The following is a 24,924-nucleotide window of genomic DNA, read 5'->3' as shown; positions in this document are numbered from 1 at the left end:
TGAATGTGACTTTTCTGTATCCAGTTTTTCTGGCTTTGTTGCTGCTAGCTCCTGTTGTATGGGTGTACCCCAAGCGGGCTGATAATGTTGTGCACGCGGTATTTCGTACCTGCTTTATGGCTTTTCTCATCGTGGCTCTGGCAAGGCCAGTGATGTTGTCCTCTGACACGGACACCTACCGTGTGTTTGTTGTGGATCAAAGCGAAAGCCTGTCGCCTGATCAGAAAAAACTGGCGATTGAAGCGTTTAAAGAATTGCGATCACAGGTTTCTCATCAGTTTGCGCAACAGGAAAACGTCTCTTTTATACAGTTAGGTGGTGCTGTTTCGGAAGATGAAGCCCTGTCGGCTGATATCCAGATTGTAGAAGAGCGTGCGTCTTCACTTGGGGCAGTGCTGGAAATAGCTGCTCAGCAGGTGCCAACAGGTATGCCTGGTCTTATTACTTTGATTACCGATGGCCTGTCTACGGAGCACGATTGGGGGCCTGCAGTGCAATCCCTGACCAGTCGCAACGTTCATGTGAATACCTTTGATCTTGGGCTTCCCGGCGATGACTTTTACATCAGTGGTTTTAATTTGGATAAGCCGATATTAAAGGCGGGACAAACGGCACTTGGGATAATTAATGTTGTTGGAACAGGCGAAGGATTCCGGGTTCGTCTGGACGGCCCTGATGGGCAGTTGGCAATTTCTGAGCAGTTCAGCAGCGATGGACAAGCACAGGTCGTAGTGCCATTTGATGTTCCTGAAACGGAATTTTTTAAGGTAACTGCGACACTTGTCAGCAGCGAAAACTCGGCTAAAGACCGAGTCGATTCCAATAATTCCATGACTCGACTCTTTGCTATTCAGCCGCCTTTGCGAGTGCTCTACCTCGGCGATCGACAGATAAATGCGGCGAGTCGCCTCAACGATATGATCGGCGCGGGCTTCGATGTTATCGATGGTAGTGGCATGCCAATCGATGGTGAAACGGATCTTGAATCCTATGATCTGGTTTTTCTCGATGACCGGCCGGCAAGCAAGATGCCTGCTTCTATCCAGGACAAGTTAGTTAACGCAGTACATGAACGAGGACTGGGGCTTCTTTATTCGGGAGGTCGAGCAGCTTATGGAGAAGGGGGTTACGAGCAATCACCAGTCAGTACTACGCTGCCGGTTAGCTTCTCTGCTGGCAATGAAAAGAAAGATCCGAGTGTGGCAATAGCTGTCGTTATTGATACCTCTGGTTCCATGGCTGGTTTTCGAATGGATCTGGCCAAACAGATTGCCCGCTTGGCCATACGCCGTTTGCAATCTCATGACCGGGTTGGTGTGGTGGAGTTCTATGGCGCCAAACAGTGGGCACTGCCGATGCAGCCCGCTACCAATAAGATTGAGATAGAACGCACCATCGGGCGCATGCAGGCAATTGGCGGCACCATACTGTATCCGGCGATCGAAGAAGCCTATTACGGCGTCAAAAATGCGAATACCCAGTACAAGCATATTCTGGTTATTACCGATGCCGGTGTTGAAGATGCTGACTATGAATCGTTACTGCGCGAGGTCGCGTCCGAGAGAGTCAGTGTATCTACCGTGCTGGTGGGGGACAGTACTCACAACGACATCATGTTTAACCTGGCCAGTTGGGGCAATGGGCGTTTTTACCCTGTGGGGGATCGCTTCAGCCTTGTAGAAATGGTGTTAAAGCAGACGTCAGAGACAGAGCTGCCCATGTACCGTTCCGGTACTTTTCCAGTTGAAGGATTGGGAGGCTCTGGCTGGTGGGGCGATCTGGAAGATGCTGACCTGCCAGATCTGTCTGGTTATGTGGAAACCAGCATTCGTTCCGGATCAGAAGTACTGCTTGCCCTGAAAGGTCAATCTAAACCCATTCTATCTACCTGGCGTTACGGGCTTGGTCGAGTCACAGCCATGAGTACCGAGCCGTTCGGTAGTGGAACCAGTGCCTGGCGTGAATGGAGTGGGTACGGAGTGCTAATGGCACGCCTGATCAATCGTACTGCGTCTGATTACATACCTTTCACATACAGCGTTGAACGCAAATCTCAGGGCTTTTATGTCGTCGCCAGGCGTATGGGCAGTAATGAAAACCTTCGACCCACTGCCACGCGATTAGATAGCGACCTGGAGCTTGAGTTTAAAGAGCGGGCACCAGGGCATTTTGAAGCGCTGTTGGCCCCTGCATTGGCTGAAGATATACCCATTCGGGCCGGAGTGGCTGGAAAGGCGGGCAGGCAGACTCACCTGGTTGCTTCTTTGTCAGCTTGGCGAGCACCCGAAACGCAATTGAGCCCTGCAGACAAACTCGATCTAGAAGCTCTGGCCGCGAAAACCGGTGGCAGTGTACTGACTGATGATACCTCTGCAGCTGTCGAGTTTTCGGTAGAGGGCGACAACTCGTCCGTGTCTATTGTTGGCTTATGGCCCTATATTTTGTCCTTGGCACTACTTTTTTACTTTGGCGACATTTTGTATCGCCGGGGAATTTCTGAAGTTTTTAAACGAGCGAAAAATACCTGATGCGAATAGTCAGATTATCACTTTTTTGTTGTGTCGCCATACTGCCTGTTTCCAGCAGCGGCGATGTTGTTAGCACTGCTGTTGTTAGCGCTGAAGTCTCAGATACTGCACAACAAATAATTGTAAGCAACGAAGCTGAACTGCAGAGTGTTGTGGATGAGCTCTATGCGAAAGCGATGCTTTCTGATGGCCATTTGAAATCAGTTCGAGCTGAACTTGCGGCCGTGGCAAGTAATACACGGCTTCCTGGTCAGCAGCGGGTACAGGCGCGTTTAATTGAAAGTCAGCTGCTGTGGCGCCACGGCGATCTTGAAGCTGCAACTGTCTCTGTTGACAGTGCGTTGGTTATTACCCCCGGGAGCGTTGAGGCGTTGTTGTTGCAGGCCAGATTACTGGAGGCAGGCAGCCAGTTTGAAAAAGCCTTTTCCATTTATGAGCGCGCTATCGTTCTTACAAAAGACATTGAGGCCAAAGAAAAGCTGCGCCTGCGCATGGCGATGCTGCAAACAGACAATGAAAACGCCAGCGCCTTGATTGATCTTGCCTTGCAGAGGGGCCAGGAGTTTCGCAACCGTACTGCAGTGGCTTTGGCGGTACTTGGTCAGCCCGAAAAGGCCATTGAACTTTATAAGGTGTCTGCTGAAAAACCTCGTGAGCTGTTTCAACAACGCACCCGTCTGGCGGGATGGGCTATGCAAGCAGGAAATAATGAACTTGCAAAGAACATGGCGCTGGAAGCCGCTTTAGCGGCGCCTTTATCCCGCGATCGGTTGTACGCCTTCAGTATGCTGGCTGAAGTACATCGCACCGAAGGCACTCTCGACAAGCTGATTGAGCGCCTGGTGGCGATACCTTCGCTGGGTTCAGAAGGGCACCAGGTATTGGTCGATTTGCTAACCGAAAGTGAGCGAATCGATGACGCTATTGCCTTGCTGCAGCGGCAAGAAGACCGTTCTGAGTTGTCCCCTGCACAGCAATCGCAGCTTATTCGGATGTATCAATATACCGGTAATAACCAGGCGCTGGTTTCAGAGTACAGCCGTCTTATCACTGAACAGCCGGATTCCAGTTACTGGCCAAAGGGGCTGGCCGAATATTACGTGACACTTGGTGATCGGAAAGCCGCAACCGGTATCTGGAACGAATTTATTACTCGCAACCAAAGCGACATGGCTGCGTTGCTTGCTGGCGCCGAGCAGATGACAGCCATGGGATTTGAAAACCTCGCCATTGAAGCGCTTGATAAGCATATGGCCCGTAATGGAGATTCTGTAGCTGCGCTGCTCTTTATGTTTGATCGTTTTCAAAAAACAGGCGACACAGAAAAGTTGAAAAAGACGTTGGGGCGTCTTGATGGGGCGCTGTCTCCTGCAGATCCAGGTCGGGCTGACTTGGCCAATGCCTATGAAAGGGTATCCATGTTGGATGAGGCAATCGCTGTTTGGAATGCTCTGGATAAAGCCGCTGGCGGGCTCAGTTACGATCAGAATGTCAGGCGCGCCTGGTTGAGTGATAAGACTGGAAATGCTGAGGCTGCATTGGATATCTGGTGGTCCATGTGGCATGAGACAAAATCAACATCGCGCCGAGTACTGATTGAAGACAAAATTATCACCCTCGCTGCACAGATGGGTGTGTTGGCAGACATTGTGGTTGATCTGGAAGAGAAACTTGCTGATGGCCAGGCATCTGGGCCTGAAAGTGCTTTTCTGGTGCGCATTTATACCAAGGTATCCGATGCCATTTCGGCCGTTGAAATTATTGGCGAATATTTCGATCAGAGCGGTGGTAATGAAGTAGAGCGCCTGCGCCAGCAAGCCAAGGTCTTTCAGCAGTTGGAAGATACAGCGGGATACGAACATACCGCTATGCAATTGATAGAGATTGACCCAGACAACAAAGCGGATTATCTGAGCGGATTGCTTTTTAACCGAATTGAAGAAAATGAAGTAGAAGAACTCAGCGATCTCTTGCCGTTATTGGACGAGCTGAGAGAAGCAAACAAAGAAGCGATTGGTGGTGAGTTCGAAGCCGGAATACTCATCATGACCGGGTTTATCGAAGAAGCCATTACTGCTTATCGGCGCGCTATCGCCGAGTCACCTCAACGGGGTGATAACTACCTGTTACTGGCAGATATATTAAAAAAGGAAGGGCGTGCACCGGAAGCGGTTGCCATGTTTCAGTACCTGGCTGAAACAGCGGATAATGACGATACTTTCCTGGTGGCGATTGACGGAATTGTCAATATGGTAGGTGCGCAACGCATCGGCCAGTCTCCTGATCAGCGATCTCTTGATCGTTTGATGTGGGCTCAACGAGCCATCTTGGCCAGGCTGGCCGAGCAAGGTGACAAGTACTACCTCTACCAGATTTTGAGCGATCTGACAGAAGAGCGTGGTGACAGCCTTGGGCAGATCGTGGCAATTGAGAATTCGCTGCCCCAATCCGGTGACCGCCTGAGCGCCATACTACGCCAACTTATCAATCTGACATCAGAAAACCAGAGCTTTTTTGGCAGTGCGGGATACCGGGATCCCATCCGCAATTTGGCCTACAGCCGCCGTTTGATTGCACTGAATGAAGAGCTACCACCGGATGTATATATCAATCTTGCCGAAGAGTTGCTGTCGAAAGGCGACCCAACCAGCGCAGCCAAAGCGTTTGATATGGCACTGGATATCACTGGCCGTGCGAGCATTCAACAGCAGGCGGCTGAAAAATTTGACGAAGCCGGATATACCCTGCTTGCCATTGAACGTTTCGAAAAGGCCCTGCTGAGCGATGGGGATAACCTGTCGATTATCTTGAAACTGGCCAACCTGCGGGAGCGAAAAGGGCAGACAAGAGATGCTCACAACCTATATGCGAATGGGCTTGAAAAGCTTCTGCGCCGTCAAGATGTCAAAGCCGAAACAGCTAGTGGTAATCGAAGTGCTAGTGGACAGCAAATAAATGGAACGGTAGCGGCTGAATTTCAAAAGAATAAGGCGGAGTTGCTGTTTGGTCTTGTGGCTACATTTTTGCTGGAAGGTGTTGAATACCAACAGCACACTGTCGAAAGGTTTTCCGTACTGGCTGAGGAAGAGTTGAACCGAGTCATACATGAAGGCCTGTCACCAGAGCCTTCATTGAGAACTTTCCCTCGCTTATATCACTTGGCCGGTGCTGCTCGCTATATGGCAGTAGCAACTGGCATGACAGAAAGCACAGATAAGCTGGATGCGAAGCTGTTGGAGGTGTTCAGCTCCGATCGTGAGATGGCAGTTGAAATCATTGATCAACGAATGGCTGCGGGGCTAAAAGAATCCGCAGCATCTCTTGTAGCCATAGCAAATCTTCTTCCAGAAGCTGATCAGCAGCTGTTGTTGTCGAAAACGTCTACCAAAAACATTGACGACGTCATGCAGACGAATTCTGCGATCAACGCGGCACTGTATGACAAAGATTTTCGTAGAGCTGCTCAGCTTGCACTCATGGCAGGCAACCAGAATCAGGCTTTTGATGTTGCTTCCCAGTGGTTGAATATGACAGGGCAGCTACAAACAGCCATGCAGTGGGTTTTGAACCAGAAAGACCTTTCCGAAGAGCGGAAACGAAACTTTATCAGAGAAGCATTCCGTCACATTCGTGCCCAAAAGAAGTTTGACTATATCCTTGCAGACGCGGGTCTCGTTTTTATCAAAGCGGAGGAAATGATTGGCCAGCGCCTGTTTAGCGATAAAGAAATATTTGACAGTATTGGCTCTCAACAACAGCAGTTCTGGCTGATTTCTCTGCTCTACTCAGATTATGTCAAGAAGCAGCTGTCCGACGAGTACATGGTCAAATTATTACGTTATGGGCTCGATTCTAAAGATGACCGTTTGGATGGGTTGTTCTTCTCAAATGCTGGGTTCGGGATTCTTGGTAGAGACTTTGACTCAGGCTATATGCAAGATATCAGCGATATTGTTACTGAATTTATCCAGCGACAAGATATTCAGGGTATCGCTCAGTACCGTAGTCCAGTCATGGTTATGTTGAGATTTCTTGACGGTGTAAAGAGTAGAGCCGTTATGGAAGTGGCAATAAGCGCCTGGCAAGCAAAGTATAAAGATGGTGTTGATTACTATTCTCCGTTGCTCGATCTAAAAAGTAATGATGCGAAGAGTGCCGTATCAGGATTTTCTGACTTGATCGCTAGTATCTCAAACAATAGAAGCTCAATTAATGATGGTGTGGTCAAAGAAATATTGAGCTTTTATGGAGATAAGCTTCTTCCCACATATGAAGATGTTTTGAGGGACAAATTTTTAGAGGTAAACGCCAGAGTTGATGGTGAGTCTTTATCTTCAAACATGCGTAATGCGTTCCTGAATGAAAAAGCAGAAATTAGAAGCGAAAAAGAACAAATAGCCTACCTGGAAGAGCTTCTGGACTCAGAAAATATAAGTGAGGCTCAGTTGCTAGAGCTTCACGGTCTTTATGCAGGCGCTCATCTTCTGCAAGATGCTCTGCGTATTTCCCAAAAATTGTATGAGATCAACCCAGAAAACAGCCTCTATCAAGCTATGGTCTTTAAGGGACTGGCCAAGCTGGAAAATTATGCTAGCGCCATGGCGTTTAACCGTAGCGTATCAAACGATATGCGAATGTCAGATTTTTATGAAAATCTTGCAAGTCAATCCCACAAGTTGGGCATAAAGGATTCTAGCGGCTTGTCGCCTTTTCTTCCGGTGGATTCTGATTTCAGAAACAGTATAAGAGCCATCGCTGAGAAAACAGAGAACGCATCTGCTGATCTGGCTGAGTTGTTCAGTATGGCCCGACAGAAAATGAGAGGATCTACAACAGCCTTCAATCATCCTGCCACAAAGCTATTCCAGAACTGGAGTGAATTTGTTGGTCAGCGATGGGATGGGGTGACTTTACGGTTTACCACGAAGCCACGAAAAATTGATCTGCTGAAATACAAACAGGGAGAGGGTATGAGAGTGGCTAATGCCATTCTTTCGATACCTTCTGCTGAACAGCAACTGGAAGATTTTGCACGTACTTTTCCTGTTAAAGAAACAGATAATTTGCGGCCGCTCTTTGCATATCTATTGCAGTCTTATGAACTGAGCGATCAGCTTGACGCCAAGCTTGAGTTTTTCAGTGAAAAACTGATGAATGGAGAGGCAAGTCATCAAGATTTTTCTATCTGGCTGGCTTTGGCTGGGGCAAGAAGTACAGGCTCAGTATCACTAGAGCTTCTTCAGAAAATGGAGGAGCAAATCACTCGCTACAGTCGACCCTATCAGTTGCACTTGCTACAGATTGCGCGCATCTATGCCAAATCTGGAAAACTGGATCGATCCAGAGAGGCTTATCGGCTATTGATTTCCGGTATCAAGGAAGTCAGGGCCTCAACAGAAACTATTTTTATCGCCAAGTTGGAACTGGTTGATGAGATTTCGTTGATTTCCGATGCAGAAACAAAGCAAGCGTTAATGAAAAACCTGCTTGACTCTATAAGTCCATCAGACAGCCAGGAATATTTGCAGTCATCGTATCGTCAATTTCACCAATACGCGCTTTTTCGCTTGAAGACTCCGAATGCTGCATTCAAAAGCATTCTGGACAACTATGGAGAACCTGATGCGTATTGGTCAGCAGAGTCGCTGTTGCAAATGGCAGGTCTCAGTGCGCAGCTTGGAGAGCATGAGAGAGGGCTGGGGTATCTCCGTATTCTTGCGCAGAAAAATAATGCGTCCAGACCAGAAATTTCAGGTCTGTCTGCCAATGATCAACGAGCCGCTAATCGTTACCGGTTAAATGTATTTGGCCTGGCTTACTCCCAGCTCTCTTCAGCCAGGAGTGCGGTGTCAGACAATATTCTGCTCAACGGGCGCTTTGCCTTTGCGGTGAAAACCCAGAGTGAGAAAAGTGACATCGAGTGGCTGAAAAAATCCGCCGAATACCTTTATTCACTCCGCGATGACGGCTCTGTCAATCAGGATAACCTGATTGCTTTGCAGGCTGCTATTGCATACCAACTCCGTGCTGCGGGTGATATGAACAGCGCCCGACAGGCAATGAATAACCTGTCCAGTTCTTTGGCCGGTTTTAAGACGGTTTCTGGCAGAAGCCTTTCTGTTGCCTTTGAACTATCTGCTCACACAGGCATCCCGCTTTTACTGAATCTTCAAGAGTCACTGTTCTCACAGAATCGGCTCCCCCCTGGCTTAATGGCTGGTTTTATCGATCAAGTTGCCAATCAAAAAGGGGATGCCAAGGCGCTGGAGCTTGGCAAAGAGGCAGTGACCAGAACACAAAGTGACGCTTTGTTGGCAACACTGGCAGAAATTGCTGGCAGGGAAGGGGACGCAGAATTATCAGAGCAGTTTGCGACTGCCAGGCGGGTATCAATTGCGGCAGAGGAATACTTGAGAACGAGCGATATTTAATGCCCTGGTAAAGGCAATAGTAAGGGCAATTCAAACAACAGATGATCTATTTTGAAAAGGTGACTGATATGAGTGTGGATACAGCGTGCGGAGATGCACAAAAAGCCCGTGATGACGCGGCGCGCTTTCAAGAGGCTTACGGCAAAATCAAGGCGGAAGTGTCCCGAATGATGGTAGGGCAAGACGAGGTGATAGATGGCGTTCTGACAGCGCTGTTGGCCGGTGGGCACGTACTTCTTGAGGGGGTTCCCGGGCTTGGCAAAACCATGTTGGTGCGATCACTGGGTGAAGCAATGGATGTCAACTTCTCCCGTATTCAGTTTACCCCCGACCTGATGCCAGCGGATATTCAGGGAACAACCGTATTGATGGAAACAGAAGGTGGTGGCCATGAGCTGAAATTTCAGGAGGGGCCACTGATTGCGAATATTGTGTTGGCAGATGAAATCAACCGTGCAACGCCGAAAACCCAGTCTGCTTTGCTCGAAGCAATGCAGGAAAAACAGCTCACTGTCGGCAGGCGCGTCATCAAAATGGACGAGCCCTATTGTGTGATGGCCACCCAGAACCCGGTAGAGCAGGAGGGTACTTATCCACTGCCAGAAGCCCAGCTGGATCGCTTTCTGTTCAAACTGATTGTCGGCTATCCATCCGAGCAGGACTATCACGACATTATTGATCGCACTACTGGTGATCAGGGCGTTGATATCTCGCCTGTGTCCAACGCTGAAGAGATCAACGATCTGCGATCGATCGTTCGCGCAGTGCCAGTGCCGAATAAAGCCAAGAGCTACGCTATTCGCCTGGTTATCGCGACTCAGCCGGATGGAGATTATGCACCAGAAAAAGTTCGTGAATTTGTTTCTCTCGGCTCCAGTCCCCGCGGCGTTCAGGGACTTATGCTAGCGGCGAAGGTAAAGGCGCTTTTGGGAGGCCGCTTTGCAGTCAGTGTCGATGACGTAAAAGCCGTGGCACTGCCTGTATTGCGCCATCGCATTGCGTTGAACTTCCATGCCCAATCAGAAGGTGTGGATTCAGATGCCGTGATCGCAGAAATTCTGGATTCTGTCAGAGCGCCAGATGATATTGAGTGATGGTATCGCGCATGTTGACATTAAATGAGCTATTCAATGCCGATTTTCTGAATGCCCTTAAGCAGTTTCGGTTGTTTGCCAGGCAAGTGGAGCGGGACGGGCGGCCCGCCGAACACAAGTCAAAAGCCTTGGGGCATGGCCTGGAATTCAAGGATTTCCGGCCCTACGCCCCTGGTGATGACTTGCGCTCAGTGGATTGGAATATCTATCGAAGACTTGGCAAGTTATTTGTCCGGGTGTCTGAAGAGCAGCAGGATTTGCCTGTTTATCTGATGCCGGACGTCTCGAAGAGCATGTACCTGGGAGAAAATCCGCGTATCAATGCAGCGATGCGTGTGTCGCTGGCTCTCTCCTACACCAGCCTCAATCAGCATGACAGCGTCGGTTTATTCCCATTTGCAGAAGACATGCAGATAAAGCTCAGATCCAAGTCAGGGAAATCAAACCTGATGAGCCTGGCCCGTCATTTGTCAGAGCTCAGGGAGCGCCACACGACCGATTTGGCAGCGTCGTTGAATCACCTTTCAAGCATCAAGGTGCGTCGGGGGCTGCTGATCATTATTAGTGACTTCTTTGATCCTGGCGGTGTACAGGCTATTGAGGCAGCACTGCGTTCGGTAAGACATCGATTGTTGTTTGTACAACTGGTGCGCAAAGACGATGCAGAACCTGATTTGGAAGGCAATATGCGACTGCGAGACTGTGAAACCAGCGGCTTTGCCGACATCTCGGTCACCCCGGATTTGCTTAAGCGTTATCAAACCGCTTATCAGGCATTTAATACAGAGCTCGCCCAGCTGGCCAAGAAGAAACAGGCGACGCTGGTTCAGATAGATGTTGAGGAAGATATTGTGCAGCAGTTATCGAGCCTCTTTCGTCAGGGAGGTGTCCAGGTTTGACTTTTCTCAATATCTCTCCACTACTCACAGCGCTCGGTCTACTGGGGCTGGCGGGATTGTTGTATTTATTACAGCAGTTGCGGGTTAAACATCAGGAAGTGCAGGTGCCAACCCTGCTGTTTTGGCAAGCAGCGGTTCAGGATTCACCAGCCCGTGTATTTCGCGAAAAATTTCATCAGCTGTGGGCTTATCTACTCATCCTCGCCATCTGCTCACTGATTTGGATTGCCATTGCCAAACCAGAATTGACGGATGATGCAAGTGGTGACAGCCACTATGTATTAGTACTTGATGGCTCAGCAGTGGCATTGCGGGATGATTTTCAGCGGGTGAAAGAAACTCTTGTCGATGATGTGGCGAAGCTGCCAGTGGATCAACGTACTGTCCTCTGGGTTGGCGGCGAAACACATACGCTGTTAGCGCCGGGGGAACAGTCGATTCTATTGCAAAGACGGCTTGAAGGGCGTGTGCCTGAAGCTGCACCTTCCAAAATCAATCATCAGCTTGAGCTGATGGCAATGGCTAACCGAAAAGATCAGTCAACAGTCGCCATTATTTATGGCAATGTGGCGGTCGACGAGTCTGTTCTGGATCGTGTGTCACCCAAGGTCGCTGTTTTTCGTGCGGGCTCTGGAAAAATAGTATCTGGTAATGCGGGAATTGTGTCATTCGGTGTGGGTGAGCCGGTGTCCGGGTCTTGGGATAGTGTCGATGCCCTGGTTCAGGTTGGTAGTGATCATAACCTGAATATTGCGGTAGAAGGATTGCGCTTTGCTCTGGATGGTTCCCCGCTTGCAGATATCGCCATTTCAGACGCTGGCAACGGTGTGTTCATGTTGCGCGACCTGCCCGCCGCCGGAGGTCTTTTGGAAGTAACTCTGGCCGATGATGACGCTCTGGCTATTGATAACGTGGCGAAACTTCGCCTCCCTGACAGACCATTTATACGTATAGCCTTATCTCCCTCTTTGGATGGTGTGCTGAAAACAGCATTACAGGCTGACCGTGCTGTGGTTTTGAATACAGAGACACCGGACATAGTGATCCGTAAGGCAGGGGAAGTGTTCTCTGAACAGGCATTGGCTACGGGAGCCACTTTGTTTGAGTTCACTCCCATGGCCCAGCAAGCGCCAGCCTTTCTGTTCACCTACCCCGAAAAAGAAGTAACCGACTTTACTCTATTGGCAGCGGTAAACGATTTGGGGTTGCAATACATAGATGCCGCAGGCTTGGCAACGGTCGCGCAACAGCCTATTGAAGTAACGGCGCGCGCCGGCCAGCAGTGGTCGCTCTCCATTTGGGATGAATTGTTGAGCGAAAATTTCAATTTTGTTCAGTCTCGAAGCTTTCCCATTTTTATGGCCGCCGCTGTTCGATGGTTTTCCGGGGCGGAAATGTTACGTCCTTATATCGCGGCAGGGGAGTCACTACCTGCCGATTCAATACAGAGTTCGGCCAGTTTTGTGGATGAAGGTGGCAGGGAGATAACCACACTCTCGGCATCATTCACTCCAGCTGTTGCTGGTTCATTGCAAAGGAATGAAGCAGATCCCCTATGGGCTTCTTTACTCAATGAACAAGTAACCATGCAGGCTGATCAGAAGTTTCAGGGAGCTTCTTTGGGCTCTCCCACAATCACGATTATGAGTCTCTTTTCCAGTAACAATTTGGTTACCTGGATTATTCTGCTTGTAATAGCGTTGGCTTTTCTGGAGTGGATTCTTTTCCGGCGCGGACGCATACCCTAAAGCAGTAACCAGGTGCCAGGTAATATCCTTTTGAGGAATCGTTGTGTTATGAAATATTTAGTTAGCTTAATTGCAATCATATTGATGTGGGCCCCACTTGCGGTGGGTAAGCCATCTGACACACCTGAAGGAATTTCACTTGTCGAGAAAGTGAAGCCGAAGGCAGGTGAAATTGTTATCCCATACGAAAAATACGTAATGGATAACGGCCTTACAGTAATCCTGCATGAAGATAAATCTGATCCCATTGTTCATGTTGATATAACCTATAAAGTAGGTTCCGCCAACGAAGATATAGGTAAGTCTGGATTTGCTCACTTTTTTGAACACATGATGTTTCAGGGCTCTCAGCATGTGGCTGATGAGCAGCATTTCAAAATTATTACTGAGGCAGGTGGTACGTTGAATGGTACCACCAGCCGAGATCGCACTAACTATTTTCAGACAATTCCCAGTAACCAGCTTGAAAAAATTTTGTGGCTGGAATCCGATCGTATGGGTTTCTTATTGCCAGCTGTCAGCCAAAAGAAATTTGAGATACAGAGAGCAGCGATCAAAAATGAGCGTCTGGAAACCTTCGAAAACAGACCCTATGGCGTTGTTGAGGAACGCATTGGTGAAGCCATGTTTCCAGAAGGTCACCCTTATTCCTGGGTGCCAATTGGCTATGTGGAAGACCTGGATCGAGTCAATGTAAGTGACTTAAAAGAATTTTTCTTGAAATGGTATGGGCCTAATAATGCCACCCTGACTATTGGTGGCGATTTCGATACAGAGCAGACATTGGAGTGGGTGAAGAAGTATTTTGGATCGATACCCAGTGGGCCGGAGGTTAAGCCAGTTGAGAAAGCATTGGTCAAACTTGAAAAAGACAGATACATATCAATGGAAGACAATGTTCAGCTGCCCTTGCTGGTCAAATCGACTCCTACAGTATACGCCCGACACCCGGATGAGGCTGCTCTTAATATTCTAGCCAGTGTTCTTGGAAGAGGCCGGACGTCACTGCTTTATAAGAACCTTATTGAAACACGCTTGGCTATTCAGGCTGACGCATCACACCGGTGTGGGGAAATTGCTTGTACCTTTGAATTCAGTATGATGCCCAATTCTGGTGCAACCACACTGGATATGCAGCGAGGCATTCGCAAAAGTTTAAAGAAGCTGGAAAAGAGAGGAATAACAGAGCAAGACCTGACCAGATTTAAAAAATCACTGGTGTCGGAAATTATATTTTCTTTTCAAAGCGTCAGCAGCAAGGTAGCGACACTTGCCTATCTTGAGACGTTCGCCGGGGATCCAAAATATATCACCAAAGCACTGCAGGATTTTGAAGATGTGACCGCAGATGACGTAATGCGCGTCTACAAAAAATACATCAAAAACAAGCCATCGGTGATTATGCGTGTTATGCCAGAAGGCAAGGGAGACTCTCTGGGTATTCCTGATACCTGGAAATTTTCTGGAAGAACGCTTCCCGAATACACCACTATGAGCGATGCCGACCTTTCTTTTCGGGTAGCTAAAGACGACTTTGACCGTAGCATAATGCCCAAGGCTGGCCCTGCACCTCAGGTTACTCTCCCCAATATATGGCAGCAGAAGCTGAAAAATGGTATTGAAGTTTTGGGTGCTTTGAATGCCGAGACTCCAACTACAAATGTCGTCATCCAGATAAAAACCGGGCAACAGCATGACCCATACGAAAAATTAGGTCTTGCCAGCCTCACAGCAAGCCTTATGAATGAGGCGACAGTAAATAGTTCTGCTGAACAGCTGAGTACGCAGCTGGAAAGTATTGGCGCTTCTGTGTCTGTAAGTAGTGGCACCGAGTATACCTTGCTGAGCATCTCTGCGCTGACAAAGCACTTTGATGAGGCAGTGGCAATAGCCGTAGAAAAGCTTTTTGAACCAAAGTTTTCTCAAGTGGATTTTGACCGAACACTGGGCCAGATTACTGAATCCCTTAAGCAAGCTGGAAGAGACCCTGAATTTGTCGCCGGAACAGTCTTGTCTCTACTGCTATATGGCGAAGAGAATAACTTTGCTCATCCCAATGTTGGTAGCGAGCAGACACTAAACACGATTGTTTTGGATGATGTGAGAGAGTTTTATGAAAAACATTACTCTCCTCAGATCGCAGACATAATCGTTATATCGAACCTGCAGCAACAAGAAGTCATGAAAAGCCTGGAACCATTCTCTAGCTGGAAAGGTGGTTCGGTAGCTCAAGGAGAGATAAAGCCTTATCCAGAGCTCCAGGAGGGAACCATTTATTTTGTGGATCAGCCTGGTGCAGAGCAATCAGAAGTTCGTGTGGCAAAACGCAGCGTTACTTATGATGTGGCAGGTGAGCACTACAAACTGAAGTTATTGAGCTTTCCTTTTGGTGGTGCCTTTAACAGCCGGCTGAACCTGAATATTCGCGAAGATAAGGGCTATACCTATGGTATTACTTCAGTGTTCTCAGCCAATGAGTACAAGGGTGAGTTCATCATCAGTAGTGCTGTAAGGGCGGACGCGACGGCCGCTTCAATTGCTGAGATATTTTCAGAGCTAAAAGGCTACTACAAAGAAGGTATGACGAAGGATGAATTCGACTTTATGCAGTCAGCTGTTACCCAAGACGATGTTCTGGGTTTGGAAACGCCCAGCCAAAAGATCAACTTTCTCGCCCGAATCTTCCGATACGATCTTGATCCGAGCTTTCCGGAGCAGCAGACCCAACTCGTGAAAAGTGTAAAACGTAAAGAGCTCAATAGCCTGATCAAAAAACACCTGGATCCCGAGAGCATGATTACTCTGGTGGTGGGTGATAAAAGTAAAGTGCTAAAAGGGCTTCAGAAGTTGGGAATGCCTGTGGTGGAGTTGGATCAAAGTGGACGCACAGTGTCTCGATGACTAGCAATTTGTTTTAAGGTGGAATTCTAGCCAGCTGTACAGGGATTTGACTCGGGCCATCCATGGCCCTCGGCCCTGCGGGCCGTCTTCGCTTCGCTGCGACGCCCAAAATGGCTGTCCTGCCATTTTGTGAACCGGAGGGCTCGAATCACAACTATCCCTCCGCCATACGTAAAAGGGCCACCCGATTGGGTGGCCCTTTTGCGTGTGGCGGAGGGATAGGGATTTGAACCCTAGATAGGCTATTAACCTATGCCGGTTTTCAAGACCGGTGCTTTCAACCACTCAGCCATCCCTCCGTAAGGTGCGCAATTATAGCGGGTAAAACGAAAGGCACAAGCGTCAATTACGCATACGCTTGTGCCTTTTGGTGTGCCTCTTTTTAGTTCGCCGCGCTGTTTTGACTTTTGGCGCGTGGGTCGTTGGCCGGGCGGCTGTATTCGCTGGCTTCTACCTGAACAGGCGCTGGCTTGGTGGTGTCCAGAGCTTGCGTCTGAGTTTGCTCGACGTTGACTGTGGTCACTTCCACTTTGGCAATTTTGCGCGGGTTTTTGCGCGGGTCATTGCTGGGGCGAGTTGCGGTTTCTGCTTCAGCTTCTGCCTCGGCGGGGGTTTCTTCAGCGGCAGCTACAGCGGGCTCATCCTGGGTAGTTGTTTCCACCGTCGCCTCTGTCGCTGCTTCCGGTGCAGCGGCAACTTCTGGTTCCGCCGAAGCCTCGACCTCTGCTGGTTGCTCGCTCTGAGAGCCTTCAGCGGATGGAGAGCCCTCGGCAGATGCTTCCGGAGCCGGGCTGGCTTCAGCTTCTACGGCGTCTGCCTGAGGCACTTCCGGTGTTGCTTCCGCCTCTGCAGCATTTTCCTGCTCAGTGGTTTCTGCAGCTTCAGCAACCACTTCAGTGGCGGGCTGTACAACCTCATCAGAGGCTTTTTCAATAGCAGGTGCTTCAGACGCTTGCTCACTGTCAGCAGTTTGTTCTACGGGGGTCGGCTCAACGGCTTCTGGGGCAGCAGGCTGTTCAGCAACTGGAGTTTCTACCACTTGTTGCTCTACAACAGCTGTTGTGTTCTCAGTCACTTGCTCAGGCACCGCTTGCGGGGCAGTTGCCTTGGCTTCTGTTTCTGCAACCGTTTCTGTTGCGGTCATGGCCAGCAGTTCTGCCGGTACTTCGCGGCGCTCGCGTTTGCGGCGCGGCTGGCGGCGTTCGCCACTGGGGCGACGCTTTGGCCCTTTATTTTGCGCTGCTTGCTGCTGGTTGTTGTCTCCGCGGTTGTTGCTTTGCTTTTGCGGTTCGCTGGCTTGTTGTGCCGGCTTATTGGCCTGTTGTTTTTGGTTGCGATTGCCCTGGCCCTGGGACTGACTACGTTGGTCATTCTGGCGGCGACTGTCGCGATTTTGATTGCGGTTTTGATCGCGACCTTGCTGGTTGCCGCGATTATCCCGGCCCTGGGCTTGCTGGCGGTTGCGGTTCTGGCCACCACGGCGATTGCGGCCGTCGTTGCGACGGTTTTGCGAGTGGCGATTGCGAGCTTGTTGGTTGCGGCCCTTGCCACGGTTGTTGCGCGCTTTTTTCGGCTCTTCCTCTTTGCCGAATAGGGCATTGAGAATGCGCTTCAGCAGGCCGGGCTTTTTCTTGGCTGCGGCCTTGGCTTTGGCGGGCTGTTTTTCCGGGGTGGGGGCCGGCGCGGTACGCACCATGCCCTGCACGGCAGGCTTTGGCAGCTCTGTCGGGGTAACGGGTGCGGCCAGGGTGTCGTTGGTCACGGTTTCCGGGGTAATGCTGTCCGCCAGCACGTAGCTGTATTCTTTGCTGACGCCATCCTGTTCGCGCAGGCGCTGCACTTCAAAGTGCGGGGTGTCCATGTGGTTGTTGGGGATGACCACCACGCGGATGTTGTTGCGCTTTTCGATGTCGCTGATTTCGCCGCGCTTTTCGTTGAGCAGGAAGGTGGCGATTTCTACCGGGGTAATGGCGCGAATTTCAACGCTGAATTCCTTCTGCGCTTCTTCTTCCACCAGACGCAGGATGGACAGGGCCAGAGAGCGTGTGCCACGAATGGTGCCCTGGCCAGTACAGCGGGGGCACACTTTGGAGGTGGTTTCCTCCAGGGATGGACGCAGCCGTTGGCGAGACATTTCCAGCAGGCCAAAGCGGGAGATTTTGCCCACTTGAACGCGTGCGCGGTCCAGATCCAGGGCACGACGCATGCGGTTTTCCACTTCCCGCTGGTGCTTGCTGGCGTTCATGTCGATAAAGTCGATCACGATCAGACCGCCCACGTCGCGCAGACGCAGTTGGCGGGCGATTTCATCGGCGGCTTCCAGGTTGGTCTGGAAAGCGGTTTCCTCAATATCACTGCCTTTGGTGGCGCGAGCGGAGTTGATGTCGATGGAGATCATCGCCTCGGTGGGATCGATCACGATGGAGCCGCCAGAAGGCAGTTTCACTTCCCGCTGGAAGGCGGTTTCGATCTGGTTTTCCACCTGATAGCGGGTAAACAGCGGAATGCTGTCTTCGTAGTCGCGAATCTTGCTGTGGAAGTTGGGCATCACCTGTTGGATAAAGGCTCGTGCCAGGTTGCAAGCGTCCTGGTTGTCGATAATCACTTCGCCGATATCCGGGCGCAGGTAGTCGCGGATAGCGCGAATAATGATGTTGCTTTCCTGGAACAGGAAGTGCGGTGCGGAGGAGTTGTCCGCTTCCTGCTTGATGGTGCTCCACAGTTGCGCCAGGTAATCCAGGTCCCATTGCAGCTCTTCGGCGGAGCGGCCAATGCCAGCGGTGCGCACAATAGCGCCCATGCCTTTGGGGATATTGAGGTCGCGCATGGCTTCGCGCAGTTCCGAGCGCTCTTCGCCCTCAATGCGGCGGGAGATGCCACCGGCGCGGGGGTTGTTGGGCATCAGAACCAGATAGCGGCCCGCCAGGCTGATAAAGGTGGTCAGCGCTGCGCCTTTGTTGCCGCGCTCTTCTTTTTCCACCTGAACGATAACTTCAATGCCTTCCTTGACCACGTCCTGAATGCGGATGCGGCCCTGGATTTCGTTGGGCTTTTTGCTGAAGTATTCCTTGGCGATTTCTTTCAGGGGTAGAAAGCCGTGGCGCTCGGCGCCGTAGTCAACGAAGGCAGCTTCCAGGCTGGGCTCTACGCGGGTGATTTTGCCTTTGTAGATGTTGGCTTTTTTCTGTTCGCGGGTGCGGTTTTCAATATCCAAGTCATACAGTTTTTGGCCGTCGACCATGGCCACGCGCAACTCCTCCGGGTGAGTTGCATTGATTAACATACGTTTCATGTTGTGTCCTGTGTGCTTTGTTGGGGCACAGCAGGCGGGGCTTTACAGTCAGGAAAGAGGGTAGGGCAGTGGGGCAGGTCAGAGGGAAATTACAGGGCGCTCCGTCGGGCAAGGCCGACCGAGGTTCGCGTGCATTAATGATGCAGTTTGTCTGTATTTCTTAACGTTGTTGTCATCTGGGTATTCAGTCGACTTTCGCTTCTGTTCTCTGTTGCTGTCCGATGTCTTTTTGCAGGTCGCGCGCATTGGGCTTCTGGAGCCATCTTTTCTGTCGCCGCAGTGGTCATTCAGGGCCGGTTTTGCAGGCTGGTTGGCGCACTCGCCATCGGTTATGCCAGGGCTTTTGGCCAGTGGCAAAGTAATCTGCTTGTTTTGCTCTCTACGTTTCTTTCTGCTTTCTATAAAGCGCCGCACCTGTTGTGCGGTTTGTTTTTGCGCCTGCCGATCGGTTGTGATGGGGGCAGGGGCGTAAAAATTCGTTTATAAGGCTTTACCGTTTGTAACGGGCCTTATCTCTTGTGTTTACACTGCACGCATGGTTTTGGTGCGCTATTGGCAACCGGTGATCCATGCGGCACGGGACTATAACAGCAATTGCTAACCCCTTCAATATAAAGAAGAAAGAACCCTGTAAGTCGGGCTTTAGCCCGTCAAGTAAAGCGTATTAGCCTGGTATGTTGTCGGCCTGAAGGCCGACCTACAGGTGCTTCGTTAAAGATGCGGCCTGTCGCGCATACCTGCTAGAATGCGCGCCTTTTGCGAAGCCCTCTACGCTAGTGACTGATAACGATCCCCCGAAAAAAGCGAATAGCAGCGTACGCCTGGTTGAAGTAACGGAAGACCAGGACGGCCAGCGCGTGGACAACTTTTTATTGTCCCGTCTCAAGGGGGTGCCGAAATCCCGCATCTATCGCCTGTTGCGCAAGGGAGAGGTGCGAGTCAACAAGGGCCGGGTGAAGCCGGAAACCCGCCTCAGCTGTGGCGACGTGGTGCGCATTCCCCCGGTTCGGGTTTCCGAGAGACCTGCCATCGCCGGCCCAGGGGTGGGTTTGCAAAAACTGCTGCAGCAGTCCGTGGTGTATGAAGACGACCGGGTGCTGGTGATCAACAAACCCGCCGGGCTGGCGGTTCACGGTGGCAGTGGTATTAATCTGGGGCTGATTGAGTCACTGCGGGCCATGCACCCGCAGCAACATTTTCTGGAGCTGGTGCATCGCCTGGATCGGGATACTTCCGGCTGCATTATGCTGGCCAAGAAACGCAGCGCGCTGCGCTGGTTACAAGATGAGATGCGCAACCATCGAGTGACCAAGGAATACACGGCTCTGGTAAAAGGCCGTTGGCCCGCAGATCGCCGCCGTATCGATGTGCCGCTGCGCAAGAACGAACTCAAATCCGGCGAGCGCATTGTCAAAGTCTCGGCGGACGGCAAGGCTTCCGCCACTCAGTTTTCGGTGTTGCAGCGCTTTCAACGGGCCACTCTGGTAAAGGCCAGGTTGGAAACCGGGCGCACTCACCAGATTCGTGTTCACAGCCAGTTTGCTGGCCACCCGTTGGCCGGGGACAGCAAGTATGGCGATGAAGAATTTAACTTATATATGAAGCAAGCGGGGCTGGAGCGTATGTTCCTGCACGCCAGCTCATTGAAATTTCGCCTGCCGGACAGCGAACAGGTTTGTGCTGTGGAGGCCGAGCTGCCCCCGGAGCTGGCGACACCATTAGAGCAATTGAAATAATGACCAAACTTTTGATCTTTGATTGGGATGGCACCCTGAGTGATTCCTTGTCGCGTATCGCCTTTTGTATGCAGCGGGCCGCCGAGGACTGCCAGCTGCAACCGCCCACGGTCGAGGAAGTGCGTAACATTGTTGGCCTGGGCTTGCGCGAAGCCATTGCCATTCTCTACCCGCATATAGAAGATGATGGTTTGATCGAGCGCATCAAGGAAGACTATTCCCGACATTTTCTCAGCAATGACAAGGTGCCATCGCCGTTTTACCCCCATGTGATGGAGTCTCTGGAGCGGTTGCGCGAGCAGGGGCACATTCTCACTGTGGCTACCGGCAAAAGTCGTCGCGGTTTAAACCGTGTGTTGGCGGAAAAGGGCCTGGATAGTTTCTTCCACGGCAGCCGTTGCGCCGATGAAACCCGCTCCAAACCTCACCCGCAGATGATCAATGAATTGCTGCAGGAATTTGATGTGCAGCCCTCACAGGCAATTATGGTGGGGGATACGGAATACGACCTGGAAATGGCGGTAAACGCCCAAGTGCCGGGGCTGGGTGTTAGCTATGGGGCGCACAGTGTTGAGCGTTTGCAGAAGCATAAGCCTTTTGCGGTGGTGGATTGTTTCTCGCAGGTTGAGGAGGCGATCAGGGGGCACGAATCCTGTTCGTCATTGCGAGGAGCCGCAGGCGACGCGGCAATCTCCTGATTTCGGAGTGCCTGGCTGGAGATCGCCGCAGTCGCTTCGCTCCTTCGCGATGACGATACCCCTATAAAACTCGCACCCCACTTTGCCGCAACATCTCACACAACCGAATCAGCGGTAAACCCACCAGCGCTGTGGGATCGGAACTCTCCACCTTCTCAAATAGCGACACACCCAGCTGCTCTACCTTAAAACTGCCGGCGCAGTCGTAGGGTTGTTCACGGTGCAGATAGCGCTCGATCTCCTCGTTACTCAGCACCCGAAAATGCACCGTGGTGGTCACTACATCCGTTTGTGATTCTCCGCTGGCGCTGTTGTACAGGCACAGGCCGGTGTGAAAGCTCACGGTATTTCCAGATTGTTGCTGTAGTTGCTGGCGGGCAGCATCAAAATCGCCGGGTTTGTGCAGAATCGTGCCATTGCATTCTGCCACCTGATCGGAGCCAATAATGTGGTGATCGGGAAAGGGTTCTGCCAATGCGCGGGCCTTGCTTTGGGAGAGCCGCACCGCCAGAGCGGTGGGGGATTCCCCGGCCAGAGGTGTTTCATCCACCTGCGGAGATTGGCATTGAAATGGCAGGCCAAGGCGTTCAAGCAATTGGCGGCGATAGGGGGATGATGAGGCGAGTGCGATTTCGGTCATTTTGGGCTCATTTTTCGGATCATTTTAACCGCCAAAACGGTCAAGATAGGCTTTGACTTATGGTAGGCAGATCACTATTATTGCGCGCCTATGTCAACTACCCCCCCGAACAGAGCTCTCCCGGCCACAGTTGATGCACGAAAATTGACTGGCCAGGGTGTGCGTCTGACGGGGTGTTTTTGCGCCTCGCAACTGCCCAGGTTAGCCAATGCAGTTGCGGCTCTGCCAGAGCCCGTGGAGGTTACGCTGGATTTTGCCACTGACGAGCAGAATCAGCGGGTTGTCAGCGGGCAGGTAAGCGCTAATGTTACCGTGAATTGCCAGCGCTGCATGCAACCCATGGAACAGCACTTGCAGGCAGAGGTTGCCCTTGGCCTGGTATGGAGCGAGGAGGATGCGCCGCATCTGAACAGGGATTTGGAGCCCTGGGTGGTGGCGGACGAAAGCGCCTCCCTCAGCGACATGGTGGAAGACGAATTATTGCTGGCATTGCCCTACGTGAATTATCACCCGGTGGGCGAGTGTTCAGGGGCCAGCCACTTTTCTACCGGAGAAGTGGAAGCCGAAGAAAAGCCCAACCCGTTCCAGGTATTGGAGCAGTTGAAAAAGAAATCCTGAGTCCAGGGCAGCGATACTGCCGCCCTTGATTCACTTTACAGATATAGATAGTCATCAGGAGAACATCATGGCTGTACAACAAAACCGTAAAACCCGCTCTCGCCGCGGTATGCGTCGCTCTCACGACGCGCTGGGCGAATCTACTCTGTCCACTGACGCGGTAAGCGGCGAGAAGCACCGTCGCCACCACGTGACTGCTGACGGTTTCTACCGCGGTCAGAAAGTGGTTGAAACCGGTCGCGACGACTAATTGAGCCACCTTGGACTCCTGGTCATCCTCTGACCAAGAGTATTTTTCTTGACGAGCTCTGTCCGTCTTGCGATTGACGCCATGGGCGGGGACTACGGTCCCCGCGTCACGGTTCCTGCCGCTGCTGATTTTCTCAGCCGCAACCCCAGTGTTCGAATCAGTCTCTTTGGCGATGAGGCGCAGATTCATGCCTGCCTGAAAAAACTTTCCTCGCCTTGCGAGCGCCTCTCTGTAGTGCACTGCGAACAACAAGTAGACAACGACGAAAAGCCTTCCCAGGCACTGCGCCAGAAGCGCGACTCCTCCATGTGGCGGGCAATCAGCGCGGTGGAGCAGGGCGACGCCGATGCCTGCATCAGCGCGGGCAATACCGGCGCTTTGATGGCCATGGGGCTGATACAACTGCGCCTTTACCCCGGCATTGAACGGCCGGCCATTTGCGCCGCGTTGCCCGCTCTCAAACGCCGTACCTATCTGCTGGATGCCGGTGCCAATCTGGATTGTACTCCCCAGCAATTGCATCAGTTCGCCGCCATGGCCAGTTGCCTGGTGCGCACTCTGGATAGTATCGATAGCCCTCAGGTGGGCTTGCTCAACGTGGGCTCTGAAGATCAAAAGGGCGCCCAGTGTGTGCGCGATGCTGCGGAGCTGCTGGCAGAAGATGGCGCCATCAATTACCAGGGGTTTGTGGAAGGGGATGACGTTTACAAAGGCACCACAGATATTGTGGTGTGCGATGGCTTTAACGGCAATGTGGCCCTGAAGGCCGGTGAGGGTGTGGCGCGTATGATTGCTGAACGCCTGCGGGCCGCTTTCAAGCGCACCTGGTATACCCGTTTGGTGGGTGCCTTAGCGAAGCCGGTATTGCTACACTTCCGTAACTCCATTGATCCGGCACAATACAACGGCGCCAGCTTTCTCGGTTTGCGCGGCATTGTGGTGAAAAGCCATGGCTCCGCCTGCCAGCTGGCTTTTGCCCAAGCGCTGCAGGTAGCGTTTGAAGAGGCCCAGGCTGGGTTATCCCGGCAGATCGAACAGGCGTTTGCCAGTGCCAGTGAAGATGATGGCAATCCGGCAACAGACTAACGACGAAGCAACAACGGCAACACCGAACCACCTATAAAGAGAACCATCCATAAAGAGAACAAGTTATGAATAACCAGCTCGCGTTTGTTTTTCCTGGGCAGGGTTCCCAGAAAATTGGCATGTTGGCGGATATCGCCGAGCAATTCCCGGTGGTGCAAGCCACCTTTGAGGAAGCCTCCCAGGTGCTGGGTTACGACCTGTGGGATCGTGTCCAGAATGGTGAGCAGGAGCAAATCAACCTTACCGAATGCACCCAGCCACTGCTGCTCACTGCCAGTGTCGCCATGTGGCGTGTATGGCAAGAGAGGGGCGGCGCGCAACCATCTCTGATGGCGGGCCACAGCCTGGGTGAGTGGTCTGCTCTGGTGTGCTCCGGGGTAGTGGCTTTTGCTGATGCGGTTGACCTGGTTCGCCGTCGCGGTGCTTATATGCAAGAGGCGGTGCCGCAGGGTGTGGGTGCCATGGCGGCCATTATTGGCCTCGATGATGAAGTGATTGTGTCTGCCTGCAGACTGGTCAGTAATGGCGAGGTGGCTGTGCCGGTGAACTTCAATTCTCCCGGCCAGGTGGTGATTGCCGGTCACGCTGGCGCTGTAGAGCGGGCCATGGAAGCCTGTAAAGAGGCTGGTGCCAAGCGCGCATTGCCGTTACCGGTGAGCGCCCCTTTCCATACGCCACTGATGCGCCCGGCCGCTGACAAGCTGGCGGCCCAGATTGAGGCTACCCGCTTTGAAGCGCCTGCTGTGCCTGTGGTTCACAATGTGAACGCCCAGACCGAATCTGACCCCGCCGCCATCAAGGCACTGATGATTGAGCAAATCTACAAGCCGGTTTTGTGGGTGGATTGCACCAAGGCACTGAAAGACGCCGGTATTGAAACCGTTGTAGAGTGCGGCCCCGGCAAAGTACTCAGTGGGCTGTGTAAGCGCATCGATCGCACCATCAAGGCGCTGGCTACAGAAGATGTGGCCAGCCTGGAAAACGCACTGGCGGAAGCCTGAGA

Annotated in this window: 15 protein-coding genes and 1 tRNA gene; 13 read left to right on the top strand and 3 right to left on the bottom strand. The window is 51.6% G+C overall.

The genetic code is table 11. From position 1 onward, the window contains the following. Positions 1-5: 5 nt before the first annotated feature. The 6 genes from QSV34_RS12430 (at position 6) to QSV34_RS12405 (ending at position 15,601) form a co-directional block, all read left to right on the top strand. Complete coding sequence (locus QSV34_RS12430) at positions 6-2,528, top strand: VWA domain-containing protein (RefSeq protein WP_289155162.1); 2,523 nt, start codon at positions 6-8, stop codon at positions 2,526-2,528. Then, positions 2,528-8,959, top strand: a complete 6,432-nt coding sequence (locus QSV34_RS12425; RefSeq protein WP_289155160.1) for a tetratricopeptide repeat protein — start codon at positions 2,528-2,530, stop codon at positions 8,957-8,959. The genes QSV34_RS12430 and QSV34_RS12425 overlap by 1 nt, the downstream gene beginning before the upstream one ends. 68 nt (positions 8,960-9,027) lie before the next feature. Beyond that, positions 9,028-10,053 (top strand): AAA family ATPase, encoded by a 1,026-nt coding sequence (locus QSV34_RS12420; protein ID WP_289155158.1) that lies wholly within the window; start codon positions 9,028-9,030, stop codon positions 10,051-10,053. Next, positions 10,053-10,952, top strand: a complete 900-nt coding sequence (locus QSV34_RS12415; protein ID WP_289155172.1) for a DUF58 domain-containing protein — start codon at positions 10,053-10,055, stop codon at positions 10,950-10,952. Before QSV34_RS12420 ends, QSV34_RS12415 begins: the two co-directional genes overlap by 1 nt. Next, complete coding sequence (locus tag QSV34_RS12410; protein ID WP_289155157.1) at positions 10,949-12,700, top strand: BatA domain-containing protein; 1,752 nt, start codon at positions 10,949-10,951, stop codon at positions 12,698-12,700. Before QSV34_RS12415 ends, QSV34_RS12410 begins: the two co-directional genes overlap by 4 nt. A gap of 48 nt (positions 12,701-12,748) precedes the next feature. Next, entirely contained in the window at positions 12,749-15,601 is a 2,853-nt protein-coding gene (locus QSV34_RS12405) for a M16 family metallopeptidase (RefSeq protein WP_289155156.1), read from the top strand. 208 nt (positions 15,602-15,809) lie between these two features. Here QSV34_RS12405 and QSV34_RS12400 read toward each other — a convergent pair. Further along, positions 15,810-15,900 (bottom strand) — tRNA-Ser (locus QSV34_RS12400). A gap of 83 nt (positions 15,901-15,983) precedes the next feature. Then, a complete protein-coding gene (rne, locus tag QSV34_RS12395) occupies positions 15,984-18,893 on the bottom strand; it encodes a ribonuclease E (RefSeq protein ID WP_289155155.1) in 2,910 nt (969 codons plus the stop codon). A 147-nt stretch (positions 18,894-19,040) separates the two neighbouring features. Between rne and QSV34_RS12390 the strand changes: the two genes are divergently transcribed. From QSV34_RS12390 to QSV34_RS12380, 3 genes are all read left to right on the top strand, one after another. Beyond that, the gene (locus QSV34_RS12390) at positions 19,041-19,379 is read left to right on the top strand and encodes a hypothetical protein (RefSeq protein WP_289155153.1); all 339 of its coding nucleotides are present in this window, start codon (positions 19,041-19,043) and stop codon (positions 19,377-19,379) included. 290 nt (positions 19,380-19,669) lie between these two features. After that, positions 19,670-20,629 (top strand): 23S rRNA pseudouridine(955/2504/2580) synthase RluC, encoded by a 960-nt coding sequence (gene rluC / locus QSV34_RS12385; protein WP_289155152.1) that lies wholly within the window; start codon positions 19,670-19,672, stop codon positions 20,627-20,629. Beyond that, positions 20,629-21,327 carry an HAD-IA family hydrolase gene (locus tag QSV34_RS12380; RefSeq protein ID WP_289155150.1) on the top strand — a complete coding sequence of 233 codons (699 nt, stop codon included), beginning with the start codon at positions 20,629-20,631 and terminating at the stop codon, positions 21,325-21,327. Before rluC ends, QSV34_RS12380 begins: the two co-directional genes overlap by 1 nt. A gap of 61 nt (positions 21,328-21,388) precedes the next feature. Here the strand turns inward: QSV34_RS12380 and QSV34_RS12375 are convergent, their stop codons facing one another. After that, a complete protein-coding gene (locus QSV34_RS12375; protein ID WP_289155148.1) occupies positions 21,389-21,967 on the bottom strand; it encodes a Maf family protein in 579 nt (192 codons plus the stop codon). A 234-nt stretch (positions 21,968-22,201) separates the two neighbouring features. Here QSV34_RS12375 and QSV34_RS12370 point away from each other — a divergent pair, with 234 nt between their 5' ends. The 4 genes from QSV34_RS12370 to fabD all read left to right on the top strand — a co-directional run bounded on the left by QSV34_RS12370 (position 22,202) and on the right by fabD (position 24,922). Then, positions 22,202-22,585, top strand: coding sequence for a YceD family protein (locus QSV34_RS12370; RefSeq protein ID WP_289155146.1), 384 nt, complete (start codon positions 22,202-22,204; stop codon positions 22,583-22,585). Positions 22,586-22,652: 67 nt separating this feature from the next. Next, positions 22,653-22,835 (top strand): 50S ribosomal protein L32, encoded by a 183-nt coding sequence (gene rpmF, locus QSV34_RS12365; protein WP_289155144.1) that lies wholly within the window; start codon positions 22,653-22,655, stop codon positions 22,833-22,835. A gap of 48 nt (positions 22,836-22,883) precedes the next feature. Further along, the gene (plsX, locus tag QSV34_RS12360) at positions 22,884-23,921 is read left to right on the top strand and encodes a phosphate acyltransferase PlsX (protein ID WP_289155142.1); all 1,038 of its coding nucleotides are present in this window, start codon (positions 22,884-22,886) and stop codon (positions 23,919-23,921) included. Between the two features lie 65 nt (positions 23,922-23,986). Then, positions 23,987-24,922, top strand: coding sequence for an ACP S-malonyltransferase (fabD, locus tag QSV34_RS12355; protein ID WP_289155141.1), 936 nt, complete (start codon positions 23,987-23,989; stop codon positions 24,920-24,922). The last annotated feature ends 2 nt before the right edge of the window (positions 24,923-24,924 follow it).

Source organism: Porticoccus sp. W117, assembly GCF_030341905.1.
Taxonomy (GTDB): Bacteria; Pseudomonadota; Gammaproteobacteria; order Pseudomonadales; family Porticoccaceae; genus SCSIO-12696.
This window is presented reverse-complemented; position numbering and strand designations above follow the sequence as displayed.

Coding starts and splice junctions, on each gene's coding strand:
- QSV34_RS12380 (WP_289155150.1), top strand. CDS start 20,629: ATGACCAAACTTTTGATCTTTGATTGGGATGGCACCCTGAGTGATTCC.
- fabD (WP_289155141.1), top strand. CDS start 23,987: ATGAATAACCAGCTCGCGTTTGTTTTTCCTGGGCAGGGTTCCCAGAAA.
- QSV34_RS12425 (WP_289155160.1), top strand. CDS start 2,528: ATGCGAATAGTCAGATTATCACTTTTTTGTTGTGTCGCCATACTGCCT.
- QSV34_RS12405 (WP_289155156.1), top strand. CDS start 12,749: ATGAAATATTTAGTTAGCTTAATTGCAATCATATTGATGTGGGCCCCA.
- QSV34_RS12415 (WP_289155172.1), top strand. CDS start 10,053: ATGGTATCGCGCATGTTGACATTAAATGAGCTATTCAATGCCGATTTT.
- QSV34_RS12375 (WP_289155148.1), bottom strand. CDS start 21,967: ATGACCGAAATCGCACTCGCCTCATCATCCCCCTATCGCCGCCAATTG.
- rne (WP_289155155.1), bottom strand. CDS start 18,893: ATGAAACGTATGTTAATCAATGCAACTCACCCGGAGGAGTTGCGCGTG.
- QSV34_RS12420 (WP_289155158.1), top strand. CDS start 9,028: ATGAGTGTGGATACAGCGTGCGGAGATGCACAAAAAGCCCGTGATGAC.
- rpmF (WP_289155144.1), top strand. CDS start 22,653: ATGGCTGTACAACAAAACCGTAAAACCCGCTCTCGCCGCGGTATGCGT.